We start from the raw sequence: 16,002 nt of genomic DNA, 5'->3' as shown, positions 1-16,002 counted from the left end.
AACCGAACCCGAGGCCGAGTTGGCCGAGCTGGCCGGTATCTACGAGTCAAAGGGGCTCAGCGCCGGTACCGCCCAGCAGGTAGCCGTCGAGCTCACTGAACACGACGCCTTGGCAGCCCATCTCGAAGCCGAACTGGGCCTGCGGGAGGACGCTGTGGTCAGCCCGGTCGCCGCCGCGGGAGCATCAGCCCTTGCCTTCACGCTGGGGGCGCTCCTTCCGCTGCTGACGATTCTGCTGTTGGCAGCGGACATCCGTGTGCCAGCAACCTTCGTTGCAGTCTTACTGGCCCTCGCAGGAACTGGGTATGTGAGCGCGCGAATTGGTGGAAACCCGGTCAAGCGACCAATACTGCGGATCGTCATCGGTGGAGCGCTGGCCCTGGTTGCTACGTTCCTCATCGGGTCACTCCTGGGTACCACCGGCGTCCTTTGATGCCACACCGGCGCCTACTCGGCGTCGTTGCGGTACCGCAGACCGAGCTGGTCCCGCACGCCGTCCAGGAGCCGCATGGTGTTGAGCGTGTCAGCCCACGGCATGGTGGGGCTCTGCGTGAGACCCTGCTGGATGCACCGGGTGGTTTCGCGGAGTTCGTACACGTAACCGCGGCCGGCCTGGTCAAAGGTCTCGACCCGCTGCTCACCCTGATGAGGCTGGACGGTCAGCTCCCTCGGGTTGTGCAGGACAGACCCGGTCCGCAGCCAGCCCGCCGACCCCGATACCGTTGCCTGCCCCGGTCCGGCTGACACCAACGACGACGTCAGCTGGGCCTGCGCACCGCCACCATAGGTGAGCGTGAGGCCGTTCTGGGTGTCGATACCGTCGTCGTTCAGGACCGCCGTGGCGGTCACGCACGCGGGGAAGCCCAGCGCACCGAGGGCCCACGTGAGGGGGTAAACGGTGAGGTCAAGCAGCGCTCCACCGCCAGCGGCGGGGTCCCAGAGCCGGTGGGTGCGCGAGTGGTCCGAGGGGAACCCAAGATCTGCCTGGACCCACTGGATCTCGCCCAGTTCACCAGAGTGGATGATCTCCCAGGCCCGGTTGACGCTGGGCAGGAAGCGAGTCCAGAGTGCTTCCATCAGGAACAGGTGAGTGGTCCTGGCCAGGTCGATCAGCTCAGCGGCCTCCCGTGCGTTGACGGTGAACGCCTTTTCGCACAGCACGTGTTTGCCTGATTCAAGGGCCGCCTTGGCCACCGCATGATGCTGGGCGTGCGGTGTGGCGATGTAGACGACGTCGACGTCAGGGTCGTCAAAGAGGCGTTGATATCCGGTTTGGCCGTCGCCGTCGTAATAACTGGACGCGAAACCGAACTCCTCAGCGAAGGCCTCGGCTGACTCCTGGGACCGGGAGCTGACCGCCTGCAGAACGCTGTCTTCCAGCCCGGCAATGTCATGGGTGACGTTGGTGGCAATCCGGCCGGTAGCCACCACGCCCCAGCGCACTGGTTCGCCAGTGGCTGCGAACGGATCGCCGGCGTCGGGCGCGGCGCAGGGCGGGCGGGGGATCTGCTGGGCGGGTGCGGCGGGGTCCATCGTTCCATCCTTGCCTGCCCGAGGAAAAAAAAGTAGCCCGACCCCATCGGGGTCGGGCTACTTCCAGCTAAAACCTACTCGTTGACGATCTCGGAGAGGGTTGGGTCGTTGGCATATGCGTCTGCAGCGTTTTCCATGGTGACGATCTGTGGTTCCAGCAGGTAGGCGGGAACCACCTTGACGCCGTTGTCGTAGGAATCGGGATCGTTGATCTCAAGTTCTTCGCCTGCGCCAAGTCCCTGAACCATTTCAATGGCGTGGGAGACGAGTGCACGGGTGTCCTTGTTGATGGTGGAATACTGCTCTCCTGCCATGATGGAGCGAACCGACTCAACCTCGGAGTCCTGCCCGGTGACTATGGGCAGGTCCTTGCCGCTGGCCTCGACCGAGGTCAGGATGGCGCGGGCCAGCGTGTCGTTGGGGGAGAGAACGCCGTCCAGATCCTCGGAACCGTAGGTGCCGGTGAGGAGGGTGTCCATGCGGGTCTGCGCGTTGCCGGCTTCCCAGCCCTGGGTAACAGCCTGGTTGAACTCGGTCTGACCTGATGTCACTACTACATTGCCGGATTCAATCTCTGGCTCGAGGATGCTCATCGCCCCATCGAAGAAAACCTGAGCATTGGCATCATCGGGTGAGCCAGCGAACAGTTCAATGTTGTACGGGCCTTCGCCACGCTCAGCCATGCCGTCCAGCAGCGCCTGGCCCTGCAGCTCGCCAACCTGGAAGTTGTCGTAGGCCACGTAGTAGTCAACGTCTTCAGTGTTGGTCAGCAACCGGTCATAAGCGATGACCGTGATGCCGGCTTCCTTGGCCTGTGCCAGCTGGGTTCCCAGCTGGGCGCCGTCGATGGCGCCGACAATCAGGACCTCGACGCCGTTGGTGATCATGGAGCTGATCTGGTTCTGCTGTTCGGCAACCCCGCCGTTGGCGAACTGCACGTCGGGGTCGTACCCGGCTTCGGTCAGGCCGTCGTTGAACAGACCTTCAGCCAGCACCCAGTTCTCCGAAGTCTTCTGGGGCAGGGCAACACCGATCGCTGAACCCTCCTCGAATCCTCCCTCTCCTTCAGTCTCGGTCCCGGCATCGCGGCCGCAACCAGAGATGGCAAGTGCTGAAATCGCGACGACTGCCGCTAGTGATCGTGCGTACTGACGCATTACTGCTCCTTTAGTGAACTAGGTAACTATCTGCTGAAGTGTTGGTGTGGGTCAACGAGCCGAGACGTCATTGGAGATGACTGTCTCGGTGGCTGTCGGCAGCTCGGGTTTACCCTTGTTGCCGAAATTCTTCATAATCAGGCCAGTGATGGAGGGCTTGCCCTGGCTCTTGTTGTAGACGTCGAAGGCGACCGCAACCAGCAATACGAGGCCCTTGATGATCTGGGTGAGGTCGGCGCCAACGCCGAGCAGCTGCAGGCCGTTGTTCAGTACCGCCATCACCAGGCCGCCGATGACTGAGCCCACCACGGTGCCCACGCCGCCGGTCACTGCCGCGCCGCCGATGAAGACGGCAGCGATAGCATCGAGTTCCCAGCCGGTGCCGTCAAAAGGGCCGGATGCGGTGGAGCGTCCCACAAAGATCATGCCGGCCAGCGCCGCCAGGATGGACATGTTCATCATGACGAGGAAGTCGACCCGGCGACTGCGCACGCCTGATAATTTCGCAGCATGCCGGTTGCCACCGACCGCATAGACATGGCGACCGATGATGGTCTTGGTGGAAATGAACCCGTAGATAATGACCAGTGCGCCGAGGATCAGCCCGGGAACTGGGAACGAGGTGCCGGGATTGCCGGTGGCGAACAGGTAGGTCGCGTAAAGGATGACCCCACAGAGGAGGGCCATCTTGACCACTGAAACCCACACCGGGGGAGCTTCAGCGCCAATCTTGGCGAAGCGCTTGCGGGTGCGCATCTCGTTGTAGATCACTGCGGCGATGAGGGCGAAACCGAGCAGCAGGGTGAGGTTGTTATATCCGAGGTCTGGCCCGATTTCCGGCAGGTATCCGGCACCGATGAACCGGAACTCCTGCGGGACTGGGACGGTGTTCGACTGTCCAACAAACTGGTTGGCGCCGCGGAAGAGGAGCATGCCAGCCAGGGTGACGATGAACGCCGGAATGCCGACGTACGCCACCCAGAAGCCTTGCCACGCCCCAATCAGCGCTCCCAGGAGCAGCCCGACGACGATCCCCAGGTACCAGGGGAAATCCCAGTCCCGCATCACAAGGGCGACGACAATGCCGGCGAACGCTGCAATCGAACCGACCGACAGGTCGATATGGCCGGCGATGATCACCAACACCATGCCGATCGCAAGGATCAGGATGTACGAGTTGCCGTTGAAGAGGTTCATCATGTTGCCGGACGTGAGCGTGTTGCCGCCGGTCATGATCTGGAAGAAGACGACCAGGGCAATCAGGGCGAAGATCATCCCGAACTGCCGCGTATCGCCGCCAAAGATTTGTTTGAGGGAGGTCATGGGGGTCCTAAGAGCTAGGCAGTCTTCCTGCGGGCGGTCATAAGTTTCATCAACGATTCCTGGTCGGCTTCTCCACGGGCAAGCTCTCCCGTGATGGCTCCCTCGAAGATGGTGTAGATGCGGTCAGAGATGCCAAGAAGCTCAGGTAGTTCCGAGGAGATGACTATGACTCCCTTGCCCTGGTTGGCGAGCTCCTGGATGATGCCGTAGATCTCGTACTTCGCGCCGACGTCGATTCCACGCGTAGGTTCGTCAAGAATCAACAGGTCGGGGTCCGTGAACATCCACTTGGCGAGAACCACCTTCTGCTGGTTACCGCCCGAGAGCTTCGCTACACCCTCGTTGACCGAGGGAGTCTTGGTCCGCAGCGACTTGCGGTACTTCTCTGCGACAACGAACTCCTCGTCGTTATCCACCACCAGTCCGTGGGTGATCTTCTTGAGTGCTGCTGAAACGGTAGTGGTCTTGATGTCATCGAGCAGGTTCAAGCCCAGGGATTTCCGGTCTTCGGTCACGTAGGCCAGCCCGTGTTTGATAGCCTGCGGCACCGACTTGAGTGTGAGCGGCTTGCCATCTTTGAAGATTTCCCCGGACATGAAATTTCCGTAGGAACGGCCGAAGACGGAGCGTGCCAGCTCGGTGCGACCAGCGCCCATCAGCCCGGCAAAGCCCACGATTTCCCCCCGGCGCACCTTGAAGCTGGAGTTCTTGCAGACCAGCCGGTCCGCCACGGCCGGGTGGCCAACGGTCCAGTTGCGCACCTCGAAGAAGGTCTCGCCGATCGTCGGAGTGTGGTCAGGGAAGCGCGACTCGAGCGACCTCCCCACCATGCCCCGGATAATTCGGTCTTCGTCAACACCATCGTTCTTCACATGGAGAGTTTCAATTGTCTTTCCGTCACGGATGATGGTGATGGAGTCGGCGATCTGCTCGATCTCGTTGAGCTTGTGCGAGATCATGATGCAGGTGATCCCCTTGGACCGCAGCCCGGCCATCAGGTCCAGCAGGTGCTGGGAGTCGGATTCGTTCAGCGCTGCCGTGGGCTCGTCGAGGATCAGCAGTTTCACTGACTTGCTGAGTGCTTTGGCAATCTCCACCAGCTGCTGCTTGCCGACGCCGATGTCCTTTACCGCCGTGTTCGCCTCCTCGCGGAGTCCCACCCGAGCCATCAGCTCAAGGGTCTGCGCGTTCACCGAGTCCCAGTTGATAACGCCGTTCCTGGCGGGTTCGTTGCCCAGGAAAATGTTCTCGGCGATGGAGAGCTCGGGGATCAGGGCGAGCTCTTGATGGATGATCACTATCCCGGCTGATTCGCTGGACCTGATGTCCTTGAACTCCACCTCTTCGCCCTGGAAGATGATGCTGCCGTCATAGGTGCCGTGCGGGTACAGCCCCGAAAGCACCTTCATCAGGGTGGACTTGCCGGCCCCGTTCTCGCCGCAAATGGCGTGGATTTCACCAGCCTCTACCGTGATGGAGACCTGGTCGAGGGCTTTGACCCCCGGGAATTCTTTGGTGATGGAACGCATTTCAAGGATTTTGTGGTGTTCCATGCGCATCCTCCCGGGTGACTTCATTGGCAGCTCCTGGCCCCTAGTGGTCAGGATAGGAAGTTAACACTGCCAAGCCGCTTGGAGTCAAGTCTTGAACGCAAAACGACTTCTATCGGTAGCTAAACGTTATGAAGATGGGGCTGCGAGAGAACGACGGCGGCGCCTCCGAGGGCCTCGGTGCGGTCCCCGAGGGAGGACATCAACACCTCGGTCGATTCGCCGACCACCGGGACCGCGTGGCGGATCAGTCCGCGTCGAACTGGCTCCAAAAGGATGTCACCCAGGCTGGTTAGCGGTCCGCCGATCACCACGAGTTCTGGATTGATCAGGTTAGCCACATTGGCGACGGCCTTACCGAGAGCCAGGCCGGCGTCGTCAATGACCCGAAGCGCAGCGGTGTCGCCGGTGAGCGCCAGGGTCACCAGATCGTCGACGGTTATGGGGCCGTCCGCGCGGCGGCTCAGGAGGTCGATCATGGTGCTGGTCGAGGCAACTGTTTCGAGGCAGCCGCGGTTGCCGCACCGACAGACGAGCCCGTGTTCAACGATCGTGCTATGGCCCAGTTCACCGGTAATACCGACGTGGCCGTAGTACAGCGAGCCGCCAAGCACCAGGCCGGCGCCGATGCCTGAGCCGACTTTGAGGAACATGAGGTTCTCGACCGCACCATGGGGGCCCCACGTGACCTGCGCGAGGGCGCCGAGATTGGCGTCGTTGTCGATGAAGACGGGGAATCCGAGCCGTTCCCCGAAGGTGGCGAGGATGTTGATGCCGACCCATTCGGGCAGGATCGCTCCCTGGACTACGGTGCCGGTCCGGCGGTCGATGGGGCCGGGTATTCCTACTCCGGCGCCGATCACCGACGAGCGGCTGGCCCCCTCGCGGAGCAGCAGGCGATCCAGTAGATCCTCGGCTGCGTTGAGCCCCTCCTCGGCGCAGTGTCCCAGCGGCAGTGCCACTGCCTCGTCCTGCACCACCCGGTAGTTCAGTCCGGCCAGGACCACTCGTACATGGCGCCTGCCGATGTCGATGCCAACGGCCAGCGACCCGTTGTCGTTGAGGATGACCGAGAGAGCGCGGCGTCCGGAACTGGTGGTGGGCGCTGTGGTGGCCAGCCCGGCGTCGACCATTGCCTTGACGATGTTGGAGACCGTCGCGGTGGAGAGGCCGGTCTGCCGGGCCAGTTCCGCCTGAGTCTGAGGGCCACCAGCGAGTACGCTGACGATTCGCTGCTGATTCCGCTGTCGAAGAGCCGACTGGGAACCCGGGTTTGGAGGATTCCCGTCGAAGTCGCGCTTGGTCTTCGGGCGTCCTGCGGGCATGTACTAAAGAGTGCTACATGCCCCCCTTGTAGTCAAGAAGTTAACGCTTCACGGTGGGATCCGGCCAACGCTTGATAGGACTCGGCGTTTTTCCTGACTCCTTCGAACTCGCTGTCGGTGAGTTCCCGCCTGACCTTCGCCGGCACTCCGGCGACGAGTGACCGGGGCGGCACCTGCGTCCCTTCCAGGACGACTGCGCCAGCTGCGACCAGCGAGCCGGCACCGATCACTGCGCCGTTCATGACCGTGGCACTCATCCCGATGAGGCAGTCGTCGCCGATGGTGCACCCGTGGACCACCGCCGAGTGGCCGACGCTGACCCGGTTGCCAACTGTCGTGGGGAAGTCCGGGTCCGCGTGCAGCACTACGTTGTCCTGCAGGTTGGTGCCGTCGCCGACGCGGATCGGGGCGGTATCGCCGCGGACCGAGACGCCGTAGAAGGCGCTGGAGTCCTCCCCGAGCACAACGTCGCCGATGATAGACGCTGTGGGAGCAAGGAAGCAGGAGTCGCTGATAGCGGGTGTCTTACCGAAGATTTCAATGATGTGGGCCATGGACCTCAGCCTAACTGCCGATCCCTGTGGATTAGGGCTCCAGCTTGGCCATCGGAGGGAGGGGAGGCACTGACGGGGGTCAGTTAAAGACGATAGTCCTGCTGCCGTCGAGCAGCACCCGATGTTCGGCGTGCCACTGCACGGCCTGGGTGAGGGTGCGGCCTTCGACGTCGCGGCCGATTGCCACGAACTGCTCGGCCGAGCGGGCATGGTCCACCCGGATGACCTCCTGCTCGATGATCGGCCCCTCGTCCAGGGCCGGTGTCACATAGTGTGCTGTCGCCCCGATGAGCTTCACCCCGCGAGCGTGCGCCTGGTGGTAGGGCTTGGCCCCCTTGAAGGACGGCAGGAACGAATGGTGAATGTTGATCGCCTGGCCCACGAGCTCCGAGCACAGACCGTCGCTGAGGATCTGCATGTAGCGTGCCAGGACCACCAGCTCAACGTTGTGCTCGGCAATGACGTCGCGGAGGGCGTCCTCGGCCGCGTCCCGGGTCGCGGCAGTGACCGGGATGTGGTGGAACGGGATCCCGTAGAACGCTGCCAGGTCGGCAAGATCGGTGTGGTTGGAGACGATTGCCGGGATCTGGATCGGCAGGGTGCCCGAGCGCTGCTGGAACAGTAGGTCGTTGAGGCAGTGCGCCGACGTCGAGGCGAGGATCACGGTACGGGCAGGGGCGCCGTCGTCGTGCAGCGCCCAGGTCATGCCGAATGCCCCGGCCACCGGAGCCAGATGGGCTTCCAGCGACATCCGCGGTGCTGCAGTGCTCATGGCCACCCGCATGAAGAACGTCCCGGTATCAGGACTCCAATACTGCTGAGATTCGGTGATGTTGCAGCCCGAACTCACCAACGCACCGGCGACCGCATGCACAATGCCCGGTTGATCAGCGCAGGAGAGGGTGAGGATGAAGGAGGCCGGGTGGGCGGGGGAGTTAGTCACAAATCAAGCGTACTTCGAATGAAAGGCGTACCGGGATAGACTGGGGGCTGCCGTGACTGGCGTCAGGTGGGTCACCATCAGGAAGCGGCATGCATCGTCATCGTGGGGAAGGCCGCTGCAGGGGAATCCCCTGCGGGAGGACCACACCGACGACGACGGCGCGCAGCGCCGACCACGGATCGCACGCCTGGGACGTATGGTCAAGAACTTGCCCCATGATGACTTCGTTCGGCCGACCTAGTACTGCCGAAGCAAAGACTCAGCGGGTAGCCTGACCAGTAGAAACGCATACCCACCCAGGAGTTCACCGTGACAACTTCGTCCCTGCCCGCCACCGGATCTGCCACCTCAGCAGTCACCAACGCCCCCCTGTCGGAGATTGACCCGGAAATTGCCGCAGTCCTGACCGACGAACTGGCCCGCCAGCGGGACACCCTTGAGATGATCGCATCGGAGAACTTCGCCCCGCGCGCTGTGCTTCAGGCACAGGGCTCGGTCCTGACCAACAAATACGCCGAGGGCTACCCGGGGCGCCGGTACTACGGCGGGTGCGAGCACGTTGACGTTGCCGAGAGCCTCGCCATCGAGCGGGTCAAGGCCCTGTTCGGGGCGGAGTTCGCCAACGTCCAGCCACATTCAGGGGCCCAGGCCAACGCTGCCGCGCTCGCCGCAATGATCAAACCCGGTGACAAGATCATGGGCCTCTCACTCGCCCACGGGGGCCACCTGACCCACGGAATGAAGCTGAACTTCTCCGGCAAGCTGTACGAGGTTGCCGCGTACGGCGTTGAGCAGGACACCCACCGCCTTGACATGGACCGGGTCCGAGCCCAGGCCATTGCCGAAAAGCCGCAGGTGATCATCGCTGGGTGGTCGGCCTACCCCCGGCAGCTCGACTTCGCCGCATTCCGAGCTATCGCCGATGAGGTTGGTGCGCTCCTGTGGACCGATATGGCCCACTTCGCCGGCCTGGTCGCAGCCGGTTTGCACCCCAGCCCGGTGCCCCACTCCGACGTCGTCACCTCAACTGTCCACAAGACTCTCGCTGGTCCCCGCTCGGGTGTCATCCTGGCGAAACAGGAGTGGGCCAAGAAGCTCAACTCGGCGGTCTTCCCGGGGCAGCAGGGCGGACCGTTAATGCACGTCATCGCAGCCAAAGCGACGGCGTTCAAGATTGCCGGATCCCCCGAGTTTAGGGAACGCCAGCAGCGTGTGCTCGAGGGTGCCCGCATCATCGCGGAGCGGCTGACGTCCACCGATGTGAGCGACCACGGTGTTTCGGTCCTGACCGGCGGCACCGACGTCCACCTGGTGCTGGTCGACCTGAGGGCCTCGCAGCTGAACGGCCAGCAGGCCGAGGATCTGCTCCATTCGATCGGCATCACAGTGAACCGCAACGCTGTGCCTTTCGACCCGCGCCCGCCAATGGTCACCTCCGGTCTCCGCATCGGCACCCCGGCGCTGGCCACCCGCGGCTTCGGCGCAGCGCAGTTCACGGAGGTGGCTGACATCATCGCTACCGCGCTGAAGCCCGGCGCCGAGGCGGCAGCCCTGCGCGCCCGCGTCCTGGCCCTGACCGCCGATTTTCCGCTCTACCCTGAACACGAGCAGTGGTAGCGGACCTCCCCGAGGGTGCGTTGGCCTCGGCCGCGGCCGCCTCCCCCGACTACGACATTCCCACCGACGAGTGCTGCTTCACCGGCTGCTGCGACCGCGGCAAGGCATTCGTGCTTGAGCAACTGGAAGCTGGCACCACACCATGAGCCCCACCGCACAGATTCTCGACGGTAAAAAGACCGCCGCCGCTATCCGTTCCGAGCTGACCACCCGCGTCAACGCCCTCAAGGAGCGTGGCATCACCCCCGGACTGGGCACCGTCCTGGTGGGCGATGACCCGGGCAGCCACTCCTATGTTGCAGGGAAGCACCGTGACTGCGAGCAGGTTGGCATTACTTCGGTCCGCCGCGACCTGCCCGCTGACATCTCGCAGTCGGACCTGGAGAAGGTCATCGATGAATTGAACGACGACGACGTCACCACCGGCTATATCGTCCAACTGCCCCTGCCGAAGCACCTCGACGCGAACGCCATTCTCGAACGGATGGCACCGGAGAAGGACGCTGACGGGCTGCACCCGGTCAACCTTGGCAAGCTGGTGCTGAACGTGGGTGCCCCGCTGGATTCGCCGCTGCCCTGTACCCCTCACGGCATTGTCGAACTGCTGCGGCGGCACGGTATCTCCCTCGACGGAAAGAATGTCCTGGTGGTGGGTCGCGGAATCACCGTGGGCCGCCCCCTCGGCCTGCTCCTCACGCGCCGCGACATCAATGCAACTGTCACCCTGGCCCACACTGGAACCGTTGACCTGCCGCACCTGCTGCGGCAGGCCGATGTAGTCGTCGCTGCCGCTGGCTTCCCGGGCATGATCAAGGCGGTCGACTTAAAGCCCGACGCGATTGTGCTCGACGTCGGCGTCACCCGCGTCACCGACCCGGAGACCGGCGCAGCGAAGCTGACCGGTGACGTTGAACCGGCGGCAGGGGCGGTTGTTGCCTGGCTTTCACCGAACCCCGGCGGTGTGGGCCCGATGACCAGGGCAATGCTGCTGTCCAACGTGGTGGAGGCTGCCGAGCGCCGTGGGGCACATCCCTTAGGCTGAGCAAGTGCCCACCTCAACGCCCCGCGACTACGTGATCTCCGCCCGCAACCTCACCAAGCACTACGGTGACTTCGCTGCGGTCGACGACATTTCCTTCGATGTGCCAGCGGGGGAGTCATTCGGCTTGCTCGGGCCCAATGGTGCCGGTAAATCTACCACCATGCGGATGATCGGGGGAGTCTCGCAGCGTACCTCGGGGTCACTGACCATCATGGGCCTCGATCCTGAACAGCACGGTCCGCAGGTGCGCGCCCACCTGGGAGTGGTGCCGCAGCAGGACAACCTCGACGAGGAGTTGCGGGTGAGGGATAACCTCCTGGTCTACGGGCGGTACTTCGGACTGCCCATGAGCTACCTCAAACCGAAGGCCGACGAGCTGCTCGAATTTGCCCAGCTCACCGACAAGGCCAAGTCCAAGGTGGATTCGCTGTCCGGCGGCATGAAGCGTCGGCTCACCATTGCACGGTCACTGATCAACGAGCCGAAAATCCTGTTGCTCGACGAGCCGACCACCGGGCTGGACCCGCAGGCACGCCACGTCCTCTGGGACCGGTTGTTCCGGTTGAAGGAATCGGGGGTCACCCTGATCCTTACCACCCACTACATGGACGAGGCTGAGCAGCTCTGCGACCGGCTCGTGGTGGTGGACAAGGGCAAGATCATGGCCGAGGGCTCGCCGGCCCGGCTGATCCGCGAACACTCAACCCGCGAAGTACTCGAACTCCGGTTCGGTTCCGAACGCAACACCACAGTTGCCGCCGAACTTCAGGGGATCGGCGACCGGCTGGAGCCGCTGCCCGACCGCGTGCTGATCTACACTCACGACGGCGAGGCAGCTCTTGAGCAGGTCACCTCCCGCGGCCTGCACCCCATCACCTCGCTGGTGCGGCGCTCCTCGCTGGAGGACGTGTTCCTGCGCCTGACCGGGAGGAGCCTCGTTGACTGAGCCATCCAGCCCGCCTGCCGGCGTCGACAATGGCGGGACGACTGCCAACCAGATGACGACGGCGAAGCCTCAGCTACACGCGCACCCCCCGCAGGTTTCGGCGGAGCGGGCCAGACGGTTCGGTTCCTGGTACTACGCCGAGCACTCACTGCGGGTGATGAACGGCTATCGCTGGACCCTGATCGCCTACAGCGTTGGCAACCCGGTCATGTACCTATTCGCGATGGGGGTCGGCCTGGCCACCCTGGTGGACCAGAACAGCCCCGGGGCCTTCGGCGGGGTGAGTTACCTCGCCTTCATCGCACCGGCACTGCTCGCCTCGGCAACGATCATGACCGCCGCAACCGAGTTCACCTACCCGGTGATGGACGGCTTCAAGTGGCGGCGGGTGTACTACGGCCCGCATGCGTCCCCGCTCGGCGTCCATCAGATAGTGAACGGCTACATCATCGCGATCACGCTGCGGCTGACCCTGATGAGTGCTATCTACTTTGGGATTGTTGCAGCGTTCGGTGCGTCGCCGTCGCTCTGGGGCTGGGCAGCCGTCCCCGTGGCGGTGCTCTGCGGTCTATCCTTCGGGCTGCCCCTCATGGCCTATTCGGCAAGCGTGCAGGAGGACAAGGGCCAGTTCGCTCTGGTGATGCGGTTCCTCGTGACGCCGATGTTCCTGTTCTCCGGAACCTTCTTTCCCCTGGCTACGCTGCCGATTTACCTGCAGTGGATCGGGTGGATCTCGCCGCTCTGGCACGGGACCCAACTCGGCCGGATGCTCACCTATGGCTTCCCGGTTCCACTCTGGCTGGTGGTGATCCACGTCCTGTACCTCGTGGGGCTCGCAGTGCTCGGATGGCGGCTGGCTCACAGGACCTACGCGCGGAGGTTGGGAAAGTGACCGAGAATCTCCTCCAGCCCTCAGGGCGATCGGCGGCCCGGCAACTGACCAACGAGGATTACCGGATCGAGGTGCAGACCCGCCGGTTCACTGCCCTGTATTCCCGCAACGCCAGAGCGGTGATCAGCCGCGGGCTGAGGGCAACCAAGAGTAGCAACTGGTTGATCATGGTGTCCGGATTCTTCGAGCCCGTCCTGTACCTGATCTCCATGGGAGTCGGTCTTGGTGCGCTGGTCGGCACAGTCGTCGGACCCGGTGGTGAGGCGATCAGCTACGCGGCCTACATCGCGCCGGCCCTGTTGGCGGTCTCGGCGATGAACGGTGCCGTGTACGACTCCACCTGGAACGTGTTCTTCAAGATGAACTTCGCGAAGCTGTATCAGGGCATGCTCTACACCTCGCTCGGGCCGTTGGATGTTGCGATCGGGGAGATCTTCCTTGCACTACTGCGCGGGGCGATGTACGCAACCGGTTTCACTGCGGTAATGGGCCTGATGGGGTTGATCACAACGCCATGGGCCCTGCTCATGATTCCGGCATCGGTGCTCATCGCGTTCGGCTTCGCATCGTTCGGGATGGCGATTACCAGCTACATGAAGACATTCCAACAGATGGACTGGATCAACTTTGTGATGCTGCCGATGTTCCTGTTCTCAGCGACGTTCTACCCGCTGAGCGTGTACCCCCAGGGCATCCAGTGGTTCATCCAGACGCTGCCGCTGTGGCATGGGGTTGAGTTGCTGCGCCAGATCAGTGTGGGCACCTTCACCGCAGCGACGAGCATTCACATCCTCTACTACCTGGTGATGATCCTGACCGGCATGGTCCTGACCACCAGCCGGTTGCGGAAGCTGTTTCTGAAGTAGGTAGGGCTTCCGCAACCAGGCGGGACGGCAGAATTCCGTCAGCCGCTACGGCACAAGGGTGGCGTAGACCACGTAGTTGTCGTCGAATTCGCCGGTCTCCGGGTTGTACCCGTCGCAGGTAACCAGGCGTAGCTCGGCTGCATCGGTGTTTCCGTACACCTCTTGAGTGGGGAAGTTGTCCTTCTGGTACTGTTCCCCGCGGTCGACGGCGAACACTGCTGTCGTGCCGTCCTCGCGGACCATGTTGATTTCGTCGCCCTCCTGCAGCTCTCGAAGGTCGGCAAACACGCCGGGGCCACCGCCGGTGGCATTGACATGGCCCAACAGCACCGAGGGGCCCCGTTCACCTGAGGTGGGCGACTGGTCATACCAGCTTGCCGGTGCCCCTGGTCCATCGGGCGGCACTTCGAGGGAGCCGTTTTCCCGGAGCCCGAGATGCAGCAGGTCTGATCCGGCATCGATCGTCGGGATGGTGAAGGACACCGGCGTCGACGCTTCAAGAACGGCTGGCAGTTCGGGCGAGGGGGCGGCGCTCGGGGTTGGCTCTTCTGACGGCGTGGGAGCAGCTGTCGGTGCAGCTGAAACCGATGCAGAAGGCGAGGAACTCGGCGCCGCTGTCCCAGTGCTTTCTGCGGACGTGTCGGCACCGCAGGCGGTAAGTATCAAAAGGGCGGTCGCCGCCGAGACCGCAAAGCCTCGACGACGACCGTTCTTAGTGCTGATCATAAAATCAGACTATTCCTTATGCGCGGTTTGCAGCGTTGCGGCGAACAACGTAGGTGCCACCAGCGGCAGCAGCCAGAACGAGGCCACCTCCGAGGACGAGCATGCCCATGTTGTTTGAGCCGGACTGTGCAACACCGGTGTCGGCGCCACCTTCAGGCATTTCACCCATCTGGGCGGCTGTCACAACGCCACACAGTGCAGGCGAGGTTGCGCCCAGTGGGAGTGAAGGCTCCAGATCGGATGGTGCGTTGAAGGCTTCTTCGGTACCGGTTGCGGTAGCTGGGTCGAGTCCGTGGATAACAACCACTGCGGTACCTGCCTCGATGGAATCCAGGGTCTCTGCATTCATCTTGAAGGTGCGCTCGATGGAGTAGCTTCCGCCCTGGCCAGCCAGCTCGAGGTTCAGGCCCTCTGCAGCGCTGGTCTCGCCGCTGGTGGTCAGCGTGGTGAGGATTCCGCCGTAGGCAGGTGCGCCGTCAGTGGTGTTGAGGATGCCGTCACCGTTCTCGTCATCCGCCATGGTCGGGCATTCGCCCAGTGCGCCACCGTGGATGTGCTGTACGTGGGGGTACGGAGCGTCCATGAAGGTTTCGGCCAGGCCGGAAACCTGCAGGTTCACAGTCGCCGTCGTATCATCGATGTCCATGGTGTACGTGGCGGTACCAGTGGTGCCGTTGAGCTGGTCGAACGTGGCGGTGTAGGAACCGTTGGCGTGGTCAGCCATTGCTGGTGCACCGGCCATAGCAACCATGCCGAGGGCGAGGGTGGGGACTGCGAGAAGACGCAAGTTCTTATTCATGTGATTTTCCTCCGTAGTGCGAGTATTAGCATGCCAATCATAAGCACACATACTTTTACTTCGGAGTGGTGCGGGTCACGGATGGCTCGGGTTCTGAAAAGAATTGGAGCGGGCAGCGTTCGCCAACGGTGGAAGCCCACCCTGGAAGCCCCCTAGTTTGCGAGAGGTTTGCGAGAATGGTCTCTATGAAGCCTCTAGGGAATCAAAAACCTGCAGCAACCGGAGCTCCCGCGGGTGCGGGCCGAGGTCTGAGCCTGCGCATGGGCACCATCGGGATGAGCATCATGCTCATTGTGTTCCTCGTGGCGGTGGTCTTCGCTGCGAACCAGAACGATGTCGTCGGCTGGTTGGTGGCGATCATCTCGCTCGGGTGGCTGCTGATCTTTAGTTTCGTGGTGTTCAGCCTCCGAACGGCGGCACGCAACGCAGCGGCCCGCATTAACGAGGCCCAGCAACAGTTCAACCGCGCCAACGGCATCCCGGACGCCACCACGACCGGCGTCGTCGATGAGGCAACGCTGGCCCGAGATATGAAACTTGACCACAGCTTCAAAATCGTCCAGGTCCAGGTCCGGGTCATCCGCGACCATCTGGTCGCCGGGAAGTCCAGCGATGAGGAGACAGTTGGTCGGGCGCTCGAAACCATTGAGATTACCTCGCACAACGCGCGCTCGATGATGAAGAAGAACGACGACGGCCCAGTGGAGGGGACAGTTGTCGACTGACTGT

General features: G+C 62.9%; 17 protein-coding genes. 8 read left to right on the top strand and 9 right to left on the bottom strand.

Annotated elements, in window-relative coordinates:
* Positions 1-433 (top strand): VIT1/CCC1 transporter family protein (locus Y703_RS17520; RefSeq protein WP_051427251.1); only part of this gene is annotated, 433 nt, incomplete at its 5' end.
* Between the two features lie 14 nt (positions 434-447).
* On the opposite strand, the gene Y703_RS0102955 is transcribed toward Y703_RS17520, so the two are convergent.
* The 7 genes from Y703_RS0102955 to purU form a co-directional block, all read right to left on the bottom strand.
* On the bottom strand, positions 448-1,533 hold the full coding sequence (locus Y703_RS0102955; protein ID WP_026551532.1) for a Gfo/Idh/MocA family protein: 1,086 nt from the start codon (positions 1,531-1,533) through the stop codon (positions 448-450).
* A 74-nt stretch (positions 1,534-1,607) separates the two neighbouring features.
* Positions 1,608-2,690, bottom strand: coding sequence for a substrate-binding domain-containing protein (locus tag Y703_RS0102950; protein WP_026551531.1), 1,083 nt, complete (start codon positions 2,688-2,690; stop codon positions 1,608-1,610).
* Positions 2,691-2,741: 51 nt separating this feature from the next.
* Positions 2,742-4,013, bottom strand: coding sequence for a multiple monosaccharide ABC transporter permease (gene mmsB / locus Y703_RS0102945; protein ID WP_026551530.1), 1,272 nt, complete (start codon positions 4,011-4,013; stop codon positions 2,742-2,744).
* Positions 4,014-4,027: 14 nt separating this feature from the next.
* Positions 4,028-5,566: a multiple monosaccharide ABC transporter ATP-binding protein gene (mmsA, locus tag Y703_RS0102940; RefSeq protein ID WP_026551529.1), complete on the bottom strand. Its 1,539-nt coding sequence runs from the start codon at positions 5,564-5,566 to the stop codon at positions 4,028-4,030.
* A 119-nt stretch (positions 5,567-5,685) separates the two neighbouring features.
* Positions 5,686-6,888: an ROK family transcriptional regulator gene (locus tag Y703_RS0102935; RefSeq protein ID WP_026551528.1), complete on the bottom strand. Its 1,203-nt coding sequence runs from the start codon at positions 6,886-6,888 to the stop codon at positions 5,686-5,688.
* 32 nt (positions 6,889-6,920) lie between these two features.
* Positions 6,921-7,442, bottom strand: coding sequence for a gamma carbonic anhydrase family protein (locus tag Y703_RS0102930; protein WP_026551527.1), 522 nt, complete (start codon positions 7,440-7,442; stop codon positions 6,921-6,923).
* Between the two features lie 79 nt (positions 7,443-7,521).
* Positions 7,522-8,385 (bottom strand): formyltetrahydrofolate deformylase, encoded by an 864-nt coding sequence (gene purU / locus Y703_RS0102925; protein WP_026551526.1) that lies wholly within the window; start codon positions 8,383-8,385, stop codon positions 7,522-7,524.
* A gap of 324 nt (positions 8,386-8,709) precedes the next feature.
* Here purU and glyA point away from each other — a divergent pair, with 324 nt between their 5' ends.
* From glyA to Y703_RS0102890, 6 genes are read left to right on the top strand one after another with little or no spacing between them, the layout of a single operon-like run.
* Positions 8,710-10,002 carry a serine hydroxymethyltransferase gene (gene glyA, locus Y703_RS0102915; RefSeq protein ID WP_035763616.1) on the top strand — a complete coding sequence of 431 codons (1,293 nt, stop codon included), beginning with the start codon at positions 8,710-8,712 and terminating at the stop codon, positions 10,000-10,002.
* A complete protein-coding gene (locus Y703_RS21885; protein WP_155849382.1) occupies positions 9,996-10,148 on the top strand; it encodes a hypothetical protein in 153 nt (50 codons plus the stop codon). The genes glyA and Y703_RS21885 overlap by 7 nt, the downstream gene beginning before the upstream one ends.
* On the top strand, positions 10,145-11,044 hold the full coding sequence (locus Y703_RS0102905; protein ID WP_026551523.1) for a bifunctional methylenetetrahydrofolate dehydrogenase/methenyltetrahydrofolate cyclohydrolase: 900 nt from the start codon (positions 10,145-10,147) through the stop codon (positions 11,042-11,044). Before Y703_RS21885 ends, Y703_RS0102905 begins: the two co-directional genes overlap by 4 nt.
* Positions 11,045-11,048: 4 nt before the next feature.
* The gene (locus Y703_RS0102900; RefSeq protein ID WP_026551522.1) at positions 11,049-11,990 is read left to right on the top strand and encodes an ABC transporter ATP-binding protein; all 942 of its coding nucleotides are present in this window, start codon (positions 11,049-11,051) and stop codon (positions 11,988-11,990) included.
* A 52-nt stretch (positions 11,991-12,042) separates the two neighbouring features.
* Complete coding sequence (locus Y703_RS0102895) at positions 12,043-12,882, top strand: ABC transporter permease (RefSeq protein ID WP_026551521.1); 840 nt, start codon at positions 12,043-12,045, stop codon at positions 12,880-12,882.
* Positions 12,883-12,926: 44 nt separating this feature from the next.
* On the top strand, positions 12,927-13,748 hold the full coding sequence (locus Y703_RS0102890; RefSeq protein ID WP_051427249.1) for an ABC transporter permease: 822 nt from the start codon (positions 12,927-12,929) through the stop codon (positions 13,746-13,748).
* A 45-nt stretch (positions 13,749-13,793) separates the two neighbouring features.
* Here the strand turns inward: Y703_RS0102890 and Y703_RS22885 are convergent, their stop codons facing one another.
* Both Y703_RS22885 and Y703_RS0102880 read right to left on the bottom strand, forming a co-directional pair.
* Positions 13,794-14,474 (bottom strand): class F sortase, encoded by a 681-nt coding sequence (locus Y703_RS22885; RefSeq protein WP_026551519.1) that lies wholly within the window; start codon positions 14,472-14,474, stop codon positions 13,794-13,796.
* Positions 14,475-14,490: 16 nt separating this feature from the next.
* A complete protein-coding gene (locus Y703_RS0102880; protein ID WP_026551518.1) occupies positions 14,491-15,273 on the bottom strand; it encodes a CHRD domain-containing protein in 783 nt (260 codons plus the stop codon).
* Between the two features lie 185 nt (positions 15,274-15,458).
* On the opposite strand from Y703_RS0102880, the gene Y703_RS0102875 reads away from it, so the two are divergent.
* On the top strand, positions 15,459-15,998 hold the full coding sequence (locus Y703_RS0102875) for a hypothetical protein (protein ID WP_026551517.1): 540 nt from the start codon (positions 15,459-15,461) through the stop codon (positions 15,996-15,998).
* Positions 15,999-16,002: the final 4 nt, after the last annotated feature.

It is taken from the genome of Arthrobacter sp. H20 (assembly GCF_000520515.1).
In the GTDB taxonomy this organism is placed as follows: domain Bacteria; phylum Actinomycetota; class Actinomycetes; order Actinomycetales; family Micrococcaceae; genus Arthrobacter_D.
The sequence above is the reverse complement of the archived record's forward strand: the minus strand, read 5'-3'. Positions and strand labels throughout refer to the sequence as shown.